The 14,433-nt window shown below is 47.0% G+C and carries 9 protein-coding genes and 1 riboswitch; of the genes, 5 read left to right on the top strand and 4 right to left on the bottom strand.

What is annotated here, in order from left to right; all coding sequences use genetic code 11:
• The first annotated feature begins 808 nt into the window (after positions 1–808).
• Positions 809–1,765, top strand: a complete 957-nt coding sequence (locus M0L20_RS14600; protein ID WP_248477677.1) for a GDP-mannose 4,6-dehydratase — start codon at positions 809–811, stop codon at positions 1,763–1,765.
• Between the two features lie 607 nt (positions 1,766–2,372).
• Positions 2,373–2,993: a type II toxin-antitoxin system HicA family toxin gene (locus M0L20_RS14595; protein ID WP_232561654.1), complete on the top strand. Its 621-nt coding sequence runs from the start codon at positions 2,373–2,375 to the stop codon at positions 2,991–2,993.
• A 79-nt stretch (positions 2,994–3,072) separates the two neighbouring features.
• Here the strand turns inward: M0L20_RS14595 and M0L20_RS14590 are convergent, their stop codons facing one another.
• The 3 genes from M0L20_RS14590 to metH all read right to left on the bottom strand — a co-directional run bounded on the left by M0L20_RS14590 (position 3,073) and on the right by metH (position 9,653).
• The gene (locus M0L20_RS14590) at positions 3,073–3,720 is read right to left on the bottom strand and encodes a response regulator transcription factor (protein WP_248477675.1); all 648 of its coding nucleotides are present in this window, start codon (positions 3,718–3,720) and stop codon (positions 3,073–3,075) included.
• Positions 3,721–3,822: 102 nt separating this feature from the next.
• A complete protein-coding gene (locus tag M0L20_RS14585) occupies positions 3,823–4,536 on the bottom strand; it encodes a sensor histidine kinase (RefSeq protein WP_248477673.1) in 714 nt (237 codons plus the stop codon).
• Positions 4,537–5,921: 1,385 nt separating this feature from the next.
• A complete protein-coding gene (gene metH, locus M0L20_RS14580; protein ID WP_435531835.1) occupies positions 5,922–9,653 on the bottom strand; it encodes a methionine synthase in 3,732 nt (1,243 codons plus the stop codon).
• Between the two features lie 152 nt (positions 9,654–9,805).
• Positions 9,806–9,921: riboswitch (SAM riboswitch) on the bottom strand.
• Positions 9,922–10,087: 166 nt separating this feature from the next.
• Here metH and M0L20_RS14575 point away from each other — a divergent pair.
• From M0L20_RS14575 to M0L20_RS14565, 3 genes are all read left to right on the top strand, one after another.
• Complete coding sequence (locus tag M0L20_RS14575; protein WP_248477671.1) at positions 10,088–10,975, top strand: Ppx/GppA phosphatase family protein; 888 nt, start codon at positions 10,088–10,090, stop codon at positions 10,973–10,975.
• Positions 10,976–11,408: 433 nt separating this feature from the next.
• A complete protein-coding gene (locus M0L20_RS14570) occupies positions 11,409–12,359 on the top strand; it encodes a GNAT family N-acetyltransferase (RefSeq protein ID WP_248477670.1) in 951 nt (316 codons plus the stop codon).
• A 130-nt stretch (positions 12,360–12,489) separates the two neighbouring features.
• Positions 12,490–13,395: a hypothetical protein gene (locus M0L20_RS14565; protein ID WP_248477669.1), complete on the top strand. Its 906-nt coding sequence runs from the start codon at positions 12,490–12,492 to the stop codon at positions 13,393–13,395.
• 201 nt (positions 13,396–13,596) lie between these two features.
• Here the strand turns inward: M0L20_RS14565 and M0L20_RS14560 are convergent, their stop codons facing one another.
• A complete protein-coding gene (locus tag M0L20_RS14560; protein ID WP_248477668.1) occupies positions 13,597–14,355 on the bottom strand; it encodes a DUF8692 domain-containing protein in 759 nt (252 codons plus the stop codon).
• Between the last annotated feature and the right edge of the window lie 78 nt (positions 14,356–14,433).

Below are 14,433 nucleotides of genomic sequence, written 5' to 3'. Positions count from 1 at the left end.
TCTAGTTTATTAAATAAATATTTGTCAAAAACCTATTTAATCACCTTTTAGAAATGTACCCCATAAGCAATTCATAAGTTTCCATTCGCTTATAAGAATAGGAACGCACCAATAATTACAAATGTCGTTTTTCAACAATAAGCTTTGTTAGGCGATGAGTCTATGCTAATGACCTGTCACAATAGCGATTCAAGCTTGTTTACGGGTAAGCCTGGATCGCGCACCGTCTCTCGTATCGCTCAAGTCAACTATACAGCCTGAGGAATCAGCAGTATCGCAATAGCATTAACGTTCTAGGCGAATCAGATAATGACTATTCCAGGTGAGGAAATCTTACGCGTCTCAAAGAGTCAAGTCCGCAACTAGATACGGTCCTGCTTGCTACGTAATGAACGCTACCTATTTAATTGGTAGCAGAAGGATAGAAGCAGTATATATAAGGTAGAGATTAGTGACTGATCGAGTCCACATAAATGTCTGCATGTCTACACAGTTTTCCGTAATATACTACTAGCTATTGCATCGTTATACACAATTCTGCTATGAAGTTATTCGACGGAAACCGCTGTGTATCAAGCCCAACGAATGTCTTTTGCTTACCAATCAATAGCTCTATAAATCTTTCATTAGTTTACTTATAAAGAAATTTGTAAATATTTATTAAACTTTTCTTCGCAAATTATACAGCTTGTTTATTAAATTCGCTATTGGTTATGAGCAGGCGCCCTAATCAGCGCTGTATGCTGATTATGCTTGCTACAGTTTGAATTGAACTGCTCATGGCTCAACTTGATAACTACCTCTACTTATGAAAATTTTGCTTACCGGTGCCGCAGGTTTTATCGGCTCCCATCTGACCGAACACCTTCTTTCGATGGGGCACACCGTAATCGGGTACGATAATTTCGACAATCAGTACGACCCGGTTCGTAAACACATAAACATTCACTTCCTAACGACCCATCCCAATTTTACGTTTATCCAAAATGACATTCGCGACCAAGCATCCCTGACCGATGTGCTACGCCAGTATCGCTGCGACACAGTTGTACACCTGGCTGCCCGTACAGGGGTCCGCGATTCGGTGCGCGAGCCAGCTTTATGCATTGATGTAAATGTTAACGGTACCCTTTCCCTGCTAGAAGCCATGAGACTGACCAAGGTCCGACGTTTGGTAATGGCTTCCTCTTCGTCAGTTTATGGCAACTCTAGTGCTGTACCATTCCGGGAAGATGATGATGCAAACTTACCTTTGTCCCCTTACGCAATGTCTAAACGGTCGGCGGAGTTACTGGCTCATACGTATCATCACCTGCATGGTTTCGATGTAGCCTGCCTTCGTTTTTTCACCGTTTACGGCCCTCGCCAGCGTCCCGAAATGGCCATCAGCCGTTTTACAGAAAAAATGTACGGCGGACAGCCCATTACAATCTATGGCGATGGCAGCACATCACGTAATTATACCTATATATATGATACGATAATGGGAATTAGCCGCTCCATCAACCATCTCAAAGGGTTTGACCTGCTTAATATCGGCGGATCAGGCGCGGTTAAATTAAGCGAATTGGTAGGAATCATTGAGCAGGCAGTAGGACGCAAAGCCGTAATAGACTGGCAGCCAAATCAGCCAGGCGATGTAACCCTGACTAGTGCGGACTTACATCGTGCCAATAATCGTATCGGTTATCTGCCATCGGTTCAGATCGAAGAAGGCATCAGTCGCTTCGTCAGTTGGTATCGACAGACCGTGCTTTGCTCCTAATAAAATAGTAGTCTGGTCCAATCCAGACAGTGTTCGGCGCTGCTACTGGTAGGCTATTTATACCCCGCATAACTTTCAGCATGGGTACGTTTACAAGCCTGACGATCGTACAAATGGGCGATTGGATAAGATTAAAGGAATATTTTACTACCTCATTCGCTTTTATGGTAAGATGAACATTATCTTACCAACAATCTTTCTTTAAAAGAATACACATTTTGTGACTAGTCCCATTTCTTTGTAACGTACTTTTTGGTATAAGGTACAGAATAAGCTTTTTAAAAGGTCTTGCGTCTATTTGCTGACAGTCAATCATGAATTATAGAAAAGGCATAGAGGTGTTATTCTTATAAATACTTGAAAATCTGTTATTTATCATTTACTAAATACAGTAACAATATCGTATATAAGTTACAATTTATATTTTCTTGAACCTTTATAAATATCTTTTGTTAACGACGAAGACTCCTTTTCCTCTTAAAAGTCACCATCATTCTACTTACTTTAAAAAATAAATCTGAAAAATTAACTATACGGCATATGTAGTATCTCTTTAATGGGTATATTTACATGTCTATCTCGTTTTGTACTAGCTTGAATGTTCCCTATGAAAACTTCTGTACTTAATAAACTTCTCCAAGAAAAAGGATGGGAAGTAATTCAGAAACACAAAGGTTATAATCTCCTTAGTCATTCGATTAAAAACAATGCCGCTTGCTTCGTTATTCCGACTACCAACTCGGAGAAAATCCCTACCGGTACGTTAAACGCCTTACTCCGGACAGCGTACAAATCAGGAACCGGTAGCCACTGGACAACGGTCCTGCGTCACACCAAGGTTTTTGAGGTTGTGATGGAGAAACAAGGAAAGTCCATCTGGGGGCGTATCGAAACGCCAAACATACTGGCCGCTGCTCGTGGTACCAGCGTTGAACAGGTAATCAACACCTTACAGGCAATCCTGACGAGCTGTGCCAGCGACGAAACGACCTGCTATCGTTCGGTGATAAATGCGATCGATTTCGTTCCTGTTTATGACACAACCGCCGTCTGGGATCTGTTTAGACAACTCAAAGCCAATCACATCGCCGGACATACGGGCATCGACCTAGAGTCCATCAACCGATTTATGACAGGGTCAACCTTCCCTTCGGTTGAGCAGGCAGAGCGCTTGGAGGCTTCAATCCATGAATTGGGTCGCCAACTCATGCAGCTATCGATTCGGTAAACGTTTATCCAGTAGCGTCAAGCCGAACGGTTATTCTTGCCCATTTGGTTTGACGCTATAATGAGTAATTTTTACTGATCTACAACTCGACTAACCCGTGTCGGAAGGCTTCGATGACCATGCCGACCCGAGTTTTTACGCTCATTTTCTGAAAAACAACTTCACGATAACCATCAACGGTTCTGGGGCTAACGCACATCTTATCAGCAATCTCGTTGTAAGTTAGTTCGCTACAAGCCATTTTCAGAAAATTGTACTCTCGACTATTAAGGTTGAATACGGGGGCCTCATTTCCCGTTTCAGCTGTATTCAGATTACGGATCAGTTGGGACGTCAGAAAGTCGGAATAGTAGAACCCTTTGTTGATTACCTCGTCCAGCGCCTGGCGAAATTCGACGGGTCGGCATCCTTTCAACAGGTAACCGCGCGCACCATTACGCATCATTCGAACAATGTATTCCTCCCGATCGGACATCGAAAGAGCCAGTACCCGAACGGTTGGATAGTGCTGTCGAAGTTGGGCAGCCGTCTCAAATCCATCCATGTCGGGCATATGCAAGTCGACCAAGGCAATATCCGGCAAGGGGCCATCACTCATGCGATTTAATAGATCACGACCATTGGCGGCTACGTAAAGGACCTCGTACCCATCAAATTTTTGAATGAGGTCCGAGAGAGCCTCAGCCAATAGCTGATGGTCATCAGCAATAGCAATAGAAGTGGGCATGTCTACGATGGGCGAAAATGATTATTCCCGAAAAGTAAACAGTGGCTTTATCACAGACAATAGCTGAATATAAGTATTTATGCTTTACCGATAATTAATATTTTAAACGGTTAGTTCGCGTGGCAGCTTGATCTCTACTTTCGTTCCCGCACCGGGATGGCTAACGATTGTACAGGTTCCTCCCAGCAGTCCTGCCCGTCGGTGCAGGTTAACCAGGCCAACCCCCGATTCATCTATTGTTCGCCGGGCTATATCTTCTTGGCGAAAACCACAGCCATCATCGGCAATAGACAGCGTAAACATGGCGTTCTGGTAGTCAGCCAGAATAGTCAGTTTTTGGGCGTTGGCGTGTTTCAGCGCGTTGTTGAGTGCCTCCTGTACCATCCGAAGTAAAACGGTTTCGGTTTGCTCCCCAAGCGAATAGGTGTCTCCGGCGGTTGCCAGATGTGTCTTCAACCGACCTGAGCGCTGGATTCGTTCGAGCTCTACCGTTAGACTGGGCACTAAACCAAACCGACGAACGGTATCCTGATCAAGTGTCTTCGCCAGCGCCCGCACATCGGTAATAATCGTCCGGATAATATCCCGCGTCTGATCCACCGAATATTTTGCATCTGGACCAGCAACGTCTTCGAGGACATTTAACCGCATCAGGGCTACCGTAAGCAGCTGACCTATGTTATCATGAAGCTCCTCACCGATTTGTTGAAAAGTCTGATTCTGAATTTCTAGCTGAGATTGGAGGAGTTCCCGCTGATACAGGTTTTTCATCTCCTCTTTATCACTCAAGTAGCGATGGTATTGACGTTGATGCATAAGCACAAATAGAATAGGAGCTACCGTTATTAAGAGCAAAAACAGGGTTGCTATGATGACGATTTCAACTTCTCCGGTGACTGCTTGCATCGTAATCCAATAAAAAAATAAATGCACATCGCCAGAAAAACAAAGTTATGAACCCTCCATACTATACTAATATTGCTGTAGTGTTTACTAACAAGCACATTATACGTAAGGAAGATAAAAAAATTACTGGCGTAGTAGGTAAAAATACCGTTTACGTACCAGAAATCGCGTACGCCCAGAATGTTTTCTTTTGGTTGCCCCGATAGCTGTTTAGTATAATAGATCAAACTATACCCCGTCACTAACAAGCTGATAATCCCGAACGATACACTGTTAAACGTAATTTCAGTAGTAGCCTCCTGTACGTGGAAAAGTGAGACTACCTGAAACAAGACAACGATAGTAAGAACAAGTCGGGCTAGGACTGGCGACTTGTAGACATCAATAAAATGAAGAGAAAGAATAAAGAATGACCACGTAAAATTGAGCGTGTATACGTATAGGTTATCAATCTCTAATTCATTCAATAGATTCGCATAACCATTAAACACGAACTGACAGACTATATAATAGATAACGTAATTCCTCTTTAGCTGAACCAGTGTGGCTACAGCTAAAATAAGTAGTATCAAGGGAGGAATGGTATCGAAATAATCAATAGCCCTTCTAATAACTAACCACATGCCCGGCGAATACGAATCAGTAACGTTTTGCGTTTAACCACACCCAGGAGGTCTTGGACACCCATCGATTTCATCATCACCAATAGTTTCCCCAAGGGAATTTTCACAAAACGCAATAACATGAGCGGGGAACACTTTATTCTTTCCAGGAGAGAAGGACAACCGGATAATAACATTGCTATCATCGTCGCATTCGCATTCCTCGATCAATCTAGCCATCTCGGCCCGACTGAACACAAATTCCAGCATACTAGTGTACAGGTGAACGGTTGTTATAGCTAAAGTAATCACCGAAATCAGGAATAGAAAGACATCGACTTACCGTAATAACACCCTTAAAGTTAAACTATTACAGATCAACTACTTACATATAAGTATATTGCCTAACCGCTGAAAATACGGGAATTTACCATAATCGAAACCGTGTTTCTCCCGTACTGATTTTGGGCAGATCTCCCCTACATACACAAAGACTTATAAGACAACTTTGTGCGGCTGATTTATCCGCTTATCCACCCATACATTCAGTTCTCTTTTAGAGGATCGTCCCGCCGGGTCTCCCCGGCGGTTCTTTGTTTACCGCATCACTGCCTTTGCAGACTTACCTTTTATAAAAAGAGAAGCCCCGGCCGTATAACAGCCGGGGCTTCTCTTTTTAGTTCGTATCCGTAATCAGGCATCGTAATTCAACACCGGTGCTAACCAGCGCTCAATTTCGTCAACGGGCATGTCCTTGCGCAAGGCGTAATCATGCACCTGATCTTTGTTTATTTTACCGACAGCGAAATACTTTGATTCAGGATGCGAGAAGTAAAAACCGCTTACCGACGAAGCCGGATACATGGCAAAACTTTCAGTCAGTTCGATCCCAATTTTGTTCGCGTCCAGTAAGTTGAACAGCGTTGCTTTTTCAGTATGATCAGGGCAGGCCGGATAACCGGGTGCGGGGCGAATACCTTGATACGCTTCTTTGATAAGCTGTTCGTTGGTAAACGTCTCGCCCGTTGCGTAGGGCCAGAATTCAGTGCGGACCCGCTCATGCATCCGCTCGGCAAACGCTTCGGCCAGACGGTCGGCAATCGCCTTGACCATGATGCTACTATAATCGTCATGGTCGCGTTCGTATTTATCGAGCAAGGCTTCGATCCCAATTCCGGCAGTCACCGCGAAGCCGCCGATGTAATCTTCGCGGCTGCTTTCGAGTGGAGCAATAAAGTCTGACAAACAGAAGTTTGGCAAACCAGGTGCTTTCTGGTTTTGCTGACGCAGGAAGTGCAGCACCGTTTTGGTATCATAGATCAACTCACCCGCCGGACCAACTGCCGTCTGCGACTGCGCCCGGCTGATTTTGTACTCAATGTGACGGTGCGAACCATGCCGTTCACAAGGAATGTCGCGCTGGTATTCTTCGAAATCGTGGAGCAGCACATCGTCATCAGCCGAATTAGCCGGAAAGAACCCAACGACAGCCTTGGCTTTCAGCAATTTCTTATCGATGATTTCCTGCAAGAGTGTGTTGGCATCGTCGTAAAGCTGACGCGCTTCTTTGCCCACTACAGCATCGTCAAAAATTGCCGGATACTTGCCGTGTAACTGCCAGGTCTGGAAGAAAGGCGTCCAGTCGATGTATTTTGCCAGCTCAGCAATCGAGTAATCTTCGAAATAGCGATTGCCTAAGAAAGCAGGTTTTGTCGGGGCAAAATCACGCCAGTCGATCGACGTCCGATTTTCACGCGCTTTCTCAATGGTCAGGGTGGCTTTATCCTGCCGACGGCGGGCGTGGTCGTCGCGTAATTTGGCGTACTCAGTTTTTATTTCCGAGAAAATTGCGTCTCTCGTTGTCTGCTGTTCATTGACGAGCCGACCGGCCACCGGAACACTCCGGCTGGCATCCAGCACGTGAACAACCGGTCCTGAATAGTGCGGATCTATCTTAACCGCCGTGTGCATCCGAGAGGTCGTCGCTCCGCCGATCAGCAGCGGCATAGAGAATCCTTGCCGCTCCATTTCTTTAGCGACGCCCACCATCTCATCCAGCGACGGCGTAATCAGGCCGCTTAGTCCAATAATGTCTACGTTGTGCTTACGCGCTTCTTCCAGAATTTTCTGCGTCGGGACCATCACCCCAAGGTCGATGATCTCGTAGTTGTTGCAACCCAGTACGACGCCAACGATGTTTTTGCCGATGTCGTGAACGTCGCCTTTAACGGTGGCTAGCAGAATTTTTCCAGCCGACGCCGACTCGCCATCCGATTTTTCAGCTTCAATGAACGGTGTCAGATAAGCAACCGCTTTTTTCATTACCCGCGCCGATTTGACGACCTGCGGCAGAAACATTTTTCCTTCGCCAAACAAGTCACCCACGACGTTCATACCATCCATCAGCGGTCCTTCGATCACGTGCAAAGGTCGCTCGACCTGCTGCCGGATTTCTTCAACATCCTGGTCGATGTAATCGGTGATGCCTTTGATGAGGGCGTGTTTCAGTCGCTCACGAACCGGTTCGTTACGCCAGCTTTCATCTTGCACCACCACTTTGCCTTTGGCTTTTACCGTTTCGGCAAATTCGACCAGTCGCTCGGTAGCATCGTCGCGCCGGTTTAGCAACACGTCCTCACAACGTTCCAGCAACTCTTTGGGAATGTTGTCATACACTTCGAGCTGCCCGGCATTGACGATACCCATGTCCAGTCCCGCCCGGATCGCGTGGTACAAAAAGGCCGAGTGCATGGCCTCCCGCACAACGTCATTGCCCCGGAAGCTAAACGAAATATTCGACACGCCCCCACTGACTTTGGCAAGCGGCAGGTTTTCCTTGATCCAGCGCGTGGCGTTGATAAAGTCTACGGCGTAGTTGTTGTGTTCTTCGATACCCGTCGCTACCGTCAGAATGTTGGGATCGAAGATAATGTCCTGCGGATTGAAATTGACTTTATCAACCAGAATCCGGTAAGCGCGTTCGCAGATTTCGATCCGTCGCTCGTAGGAATCGGCCTGGCCGGATTCGTCGAACGCCATGACCACGGCTGCGGCCCCGTACCGTTTAACCAGGTTGGCCCGTTCGATAAACGCTTCCTCCCCTTCCTTGAGCGAAATAGAGTTGACAATGGCTTTTCCCTGAACGCATTTCAGACCGGCTTCGATCACTTCCCACTTCGACGAATCGACCATGATCGGAACGCGGGCGATGTCGGGTTCGGCGGCAATCAGGTTCAGGAAGGTGGTCATGGCTTCTACCGAATCCAGCATCCCTTCGTCCATGTTCACGTCGATCACCTGCGCTCCACCTTCAACCTGCCCACGGGCAATGCTCAGGGCTTCGTCGTAATTTCCTTCCTTGATGAGCCGGGCGAATTTTTTCGATCCCGTCACGTTGGTCCGCTCACCGATATTCAGGAAGTTGGTTTGTTCCGTGATCTTTAACGGTTCCAGACCGCTCAGTTTCTGGTACGGTTCGGGCTCCGGCAGTGGGCGGGGCGGGTACTTAGCGGCTACCCTGGCAATCGCCTGGATGTGATCCGGGGTTGATCCACAACAGCCACCAACGATATTGACAAAGCTATCACGGATGAACCCTTCGACCTGCGAGGCCATACTATCGGGCGTTTCGTCATACTCGCCAAATTCGTTGGGCAGTCCCGCGTTCGGATAGGCCGACGTAAAAAATGGGGCTTCCTTGGCCAGCGTCTGGATGTAAGGCCGCATCAGCTCGGCACCAAGGGCACAGTTCAGGCCAACGCTCAGCAAGGGCAAGTGCGAAACCGAATACAGGAAAGCCTCCGTCGTTTGTCCCGACAGGGTTCGCCCACTAGCATCGGTAATCGTACCCGACACCATGATGGGCAGGACCCGCTGCTGCGGATTCAGCGCGAAATATTTATCGATGGCAAACAACGCAGCTTTCGCGTTAAGCGTATCGAAGATGGTTTCGATTAGCAATAAATCCGAACCGCCTTCGACCAGACCACTTACCTGCTCGTAATACGCACTGACCAGTTCGTCGAACGTAATGGCCCGATAACCCGGATTGTTGACATCGGGTGATAGCGAAGCGGTGCGGTTGGTGGGACCCATCGCCCCCGCCACAAAGCGCGGTTTATCCAGGTTCTGGTTCGTTATTTCTACGGCGGCTTCCTTGGCAATCCGGGCCGACTCATAGTTCAGTTCGTAAGCCAACTCTTCCATGTGGTAATCCGCCATGGCGATGGTCGTACTGCTGAACGTGTTGGTTTCGATAATATCCGCTCCGGCTTCCAAGTATTGCTTATGAATCTCCTGAATGATACCGGGCTGCGTAATCGACAGCAAATCGTTGTTTCCTTTTACATCATGCGGATAGTCCTTAAAGCGCTCTCCCCGGTAGTCTTCCTCGGTAAGATTGTAACGTTGAATCATCGTTCCCATCGCACCGTCGAGAACAAGAATTCGCTTTTTCAGAAGGTCTGTAATCAGTTCCAAGTGATCCAAAAGTTTATAAAGTCATAGGCATGCCAAGAGCAGCCTTAAAGCAATTCGCTACAAGAAGGGGCTTATCAGGAGAAGAGAGCAGGAATGCTAACTTATCTGTCCCCACAAAACCGGGGTGGAATGCGGCACCTTTTCCGACTCTAAACTAAGCGGCTGGTTGCCAAGACATCGTAGGGTCCAGTCCCTCCGTCTTTCTTGATAAGCACTTAAGCAAAGATATAGGTTATAGCCATAGTCCCCAAAAATAACCTATTTTTGGCCGAACAATTGACGGATGAATTTAGTAAATGGGATAACTGACTGGTTAGCAGTTCTGCCCTGATTCGCATAGGCGCTCTTCTAACAAACCAGTCTCTCACGCTTTATATTTGATGAAACTAGCAGCCATTGATATCGGTTCCAATGCGGCTCGTCTGCAAATCTCAACGGTATTACACAACGATGAGGTAATCAGCTTCAAGCGCGTCGAATACGTACGATTTCCCCTTCGCCTTGGGCACGATGTGTTCAATTTTGGTGAACTGACGCCCGAAAGTGAAGCCCGGACGGCTAAACTCATGCAGGTCTATAAACTGCTGATGGAACTGCACGAAGTCGAAGATTACATGGCCTGTGCCACATCAGCCATGCGCGAATCGTCGAACGGACACGAAGTTGCCAAGCGAATCGAAGCCTTAACGGGCATCAAAATACACATTATCGACGGTAGTAAAGAAGCCGAACTGATCAACAACGTGGTCGTGCAGGCCCTCGACGACCGGCAGTTTCTGCACATTGATGTGGGCGGAGGCAGTACGGAGTTAAACCTGTACAAGAACCGGCAGAAAATCAATTCCAAATCGTTTAAAATTGGGTCGGTTCGGCTGCTGGAAGGCAAAGAAACCAAAGGGGCCTGGCGGAAAATTGAAGATTGGGTAGAAGACAACGTTGATTCGTCGGAAGAAATAACGGCGGTTGGTACGGGCGGTAACATCAGCAAGCTGTTCAACTTGGCGTCTAAGACATCCGAATCGGAAACCACCCGAGTTGAAATTGAACGGATTCGCAACCACATTGCAGGTTTCAGTCAGGAAGATCGAATCAATAAACTCCGTCTGAACGCCGACCGCGCCGATGTCATTGTCCCAGCTGCCGACATTTACGTATCGGTCATGAAATGGGCCGGGGCCAATACAATTATAGTCCCAGACTTGGGCTTGAAAGACGGGATCATTCAGTTGGTTTACTCCCAATGGAAGAAGAAAAAACACCTTTCTTAAGATTGGTAGCCCTAGACAGCCAACAAAAAATCCCGACGAAATAACATCATCGGGATTTCTAATTGACATATTCTCTCTTACAATTTTATCAGCTGACCAGTCTATTTGCGTCCTGATCGGCATCTGTGTTGCTGTAAACCGGCTTTATCCATCGGTCAGCGCCGTATATCTGTATCTAAAAAAGGTTCTATCGTTTGACTTTTGCGAGTAGTTCCTACCCATCCGGCTCACGGCGAAACCGAAAACGCTTCTTTTTCTGGTTAGAAACTACCTTCTTACGACTCCGTAGTACGGAAGTGGTCACTTCATTTTGTAGACTATTCGCCATACGCTTTTGCCGATGGCATAAAAGTTGACTAAGCCCAATAAATCGGTTGCTTTCAAAACCGATCTTTTGCCCGCTTTATCAGGAAGCGTTTGGCAGCCTAAGCCAATGATTGACTACACTATTCTGCACCAATTTAGTCCCGAAGCCTCCAGCGTTCCCTTGTTTAGTCAACCCGGCTTTTTCTTCAATGAGATCGAGCATCTCCGTCAGCAACAAAACGGAGCCTTTCATTTGCTCACCGTTCTCAACCAACAGACTCAGCAAGCCGAAGCCCGATGTGCTTTTTTTGTCAGTGATCAGGTAGCAATGAGTCCCGGTGCTGCCCCGTTTGGTTCGGTCGAATTCAGCAATACGCTCCCGGACGATCTAATTGAAGAGTTTATAGGCTGTATTCAGGACACGGCTCGTACCAACGGCGCTCGTGCATTACGACTGATTAACTATCCGCACTGTTACGCACCCACGCAGGCCGAACAGCTTTCTCGTATTCTGGCAAAGCACGAATTTGCGCTTCTCGAAAACCACCAAAATTTCTTTCTTCCCGTTACCGAAACAGCGTTCGAGTCAAAGCTAGTGGCGTCCGAACGCCGGCGGTTACGCAAGTGCCGAGAGGCCCATTTCCGGTTTACGCAGGGGTCTCTTCCCGATGTAAAAGAAGTCGCTGCATTCTTACAAGATACCCGACACAAACAAGGGTATCGACTTACGCTTGGTACGGATCATTTAATCACTCTTTTACAGAACTTTCCACACCAGTTTCCGGTATTTACCATCCGGCATAGAGAAAAGCTCATTGCCTTGATGGTTGCAGTACGGGTGCGGCACGACGTTTTGTACAGCTTTCTTCCCGCGTCGCACCCCGACTACCGAACGTTTAGCCCAATGGTACTGCTCCTGGATTGCGTATTCACTTACTGCCAGCAACAAGGTATTCGCGTACTCGACCTGGGTGTATCGCTTGACGCTGACCGGCAACCCAAACCCAGCCTTATTCGTTTCAAGCAGAACCTCGGTGCACAATCGTCGCCCAAGCTCACATTCGAGAAAAAGTTGTAGACAGGAACTACGATCTTCTGGATCGTTGTCGCTTACGTCGTTTAGACCACTTTCCCATTGATAACAGTCCGTTCTGGTGTTTTTTTCGTTATTTTGTATAAAAAAGGGTATCCCATCCGGTACTGACCGCATGCTTGAAGCTGCTTTTAATTCCATAAGTCAATTTCTGGGCGAGTTATTCAAATCGCTTCTTTCCCTGATAAAAGTGGTGATCCGTGGTCGCCACCGAACCCGACTACCCGCCCGCCAGCTCCCTGTCTGCTCGGTTCTGGGTAACGGTCCGTCCTTAAACGAGTCCCTGACCGAACACTTCGATTTTATCCGTCGAACGGAAATGGTCTGCGTCAACAACTTTGCCCACGCCGACATTTTTCTCCGTCTCAAGCCGCAGAACTACGTTATTTCTGACCCAAACTATTTTGTCTTTACCGAACAGACCACCGACCGCGACGACATCCGCCGTACCTTGTCGGTCTTTCTGGAGCAGGTGAACTGGCCTATGACCTTGTACGTGCCTCATTTTGCCAAAGGGTCGTATCTGCTTGGTCAGATTGAACGTGGCAATCCGCAGATCAAGCCTGTTTATTTCAATTACACCGTGGTCAGCGGTTTTCAGCGGCTCACATACTGGCTGTACGCCAATGGCTATGGAATGCCTCAGGCCCAAACGGTTATCATTGCGGCCCTGACGTTGATGATCAACCGACAGTTCGAAACCATTTATCTGTTTGGTGCGGATACCTCCTGGCATGAGCAGATCAGGCTAAACGACCAAAATCAGTTATTGATCAAGCAGATTCATTTCTACGACAAGCCTAGTGACGTGAAGCATGAACCCGTATACTCCGATAAGTTTCGGCAGCGCACCTTCTCGATGGCTTCGCAGTTCCTGTCCTTACACAAGGTGTTTAGAGGCTATGAGGTGATTCGACATTACGCCGATTCGCGGGGGGTTACGATCCTGAACGCCAGTGCCAAAAGCTACATCGACGCTTTCGAACGAGCCCAGATAGCGAACACAGTGCCGAGTAAATAAGGTAGTTGATACACAAACGCCCGACTACATCACAGTAGCCAGGCGTTTTCTTTATTGGCGCTATTTAAACTTTATTATTTCTTCTCCAGAAGCTGCTTGACCAGTTGCTTTAACTCGCCGACTTCCGCCTTTAGTTGCTGTAATTCCTGTTGTTTAGCCCGGTCTGCTTTTTCCAGTTGAGTGCTGTAGTATATACCTTTGCTAGTTGAACGTAACGGTTGCCTGGATAGGTTTTTTGCTGATGTAATCCAGCAGGCAGTAGATAAATACCACCAGACCTGTCATTTCCATCAACTCTTCCAGGTGGGTCACAAGGCTGTAGTGCAAGTTAAAAAACCCTTCATCGACGATCACAGCCGACCCAATTACTTCCAACCCTATTGCTCCACCAACGTAAGTCGCTCCGGCCAAGATCATCAGACTAGCAGTACGACGGGGCAACGCGAGCAAAAAAGGAATAAAAAAAACGAATACGGCCACAACGAATAACATTCCAGGAATCACCCAGGTCCAATGTAAGTATTTACTGGTTGGCACGTTTCCCTGCAAGGTACTGACATTGAGAAGTTCGTGAAAACTCGTTGATTCATCCATGGCCAGCAACAGAAAAATGATTGATAATATAGACCAATGCTGACGCTTTACCTGACTGGGTCCTTTAATCAATTTAACCAGTTGCAGAAGAACGCTCGACAGCAGAAGCAGACAGGCGTTGTAGAACGTGGGAATGTTTAATTCTGAATCAACATACGTTTTGTCAATCAGATGCTCGATGTAACGATGCCATTGAAATCCCTGAGCACTCGCGTATAAACGAGCGTACATACCAGCGAAACTGATAATAATTAACAGGAAGGCTATGCCAAATAACGTGAGCGCAATCGCACGGGTAGACAGAGACACATGCGTATAATTGAACTTTTCACCGTAAAGGGATTTACTAGGATTCTGGATATTCATCAAAATTGTCGTTACCTAAACTTAATCTTACTTCAGTAAACGGATATATCCTGTAGGTAACCTCTTAGTTTGAAATAG

The organism is Spirosoma liriopis, from assembly GCF_023196085.1.
In the GTDB taxonomy this organism is placed as follows: Bacteria; Bacteroidota; Bacteroidia; order Cytophagales; family Spirosomataceae; genus Spirosoma; species Spirosoma oryzicola.
The sequence above is the reverse complement of the archived record's forward strand: the minus strand, read 5'-3'. Positions and strand labels throughout refer to the sequence as shown.

Bases quoted from the DNA above. Each gene is read 5' to 3' on its own strand.
- M0L20_RS14600 (WP_248477677.1), top strand. From the start codon at position 809: ATGAAAATTTTGCTTACCGGTGCCGCAGGTTTTATCGGCTCCCATCTG.
- M0L20_RS14595 (WP_232561654.1), top strand. From the start codon at position 2,373: ATGAAAACTTCTGTACTTAATAAACTTCTCCAAGAAAAAGGATGGGAA.
- M0L20_RS14590 (WP_248477675.1), bottom strand. From the start codon at position 3,720: ATGCCCACTTCTATTGCTATTGCTGATGACCATCAGCTATTGGCTGAG.
- M0L20_RS14585 (WP_248477673.1), bottom strand. From the start codon at position 4,536: ATGCATCAACGTCAATACCATCGCTACTTGAGTGATAAAGAGGAGATG.
- metH (WP_435531835.1), bottom strand. From the start codon at position 9,653: ATGGGAACGATGATTCAACGTTACAATCTTACCGAGGAAGACTACCGG.
- M0L20_RS14575 (WP_248477671.1), top strand. From the start codon at position 10,088: ATGAAACTAGCAGCCATTGATATCGGTTCCAATGCGGCTCGTCTGCAA.
- M0L20_RS14570 (WP_248477670.1), top strand. From the start codon at position 11,409: ATGATTGACTACACTATTCTGCACCAATTTAGTCCCGAAGCCTCCAGC.
- M0L20_RS14565 (WP_248477669.1), top strand. From the start codon at position 12,490: ATGCTTGAAGCTGCTTTTAATTCCATAAGTCAATTTCTGGGCGAGTTA.
- M0L20_RS14560 (WP_248477668.1), bottom strand. From the start codon at position 14,355: ATGAATATCCAGAATCCTAGTAAATCCCTTTACGGTGAAAAGTTCAAT.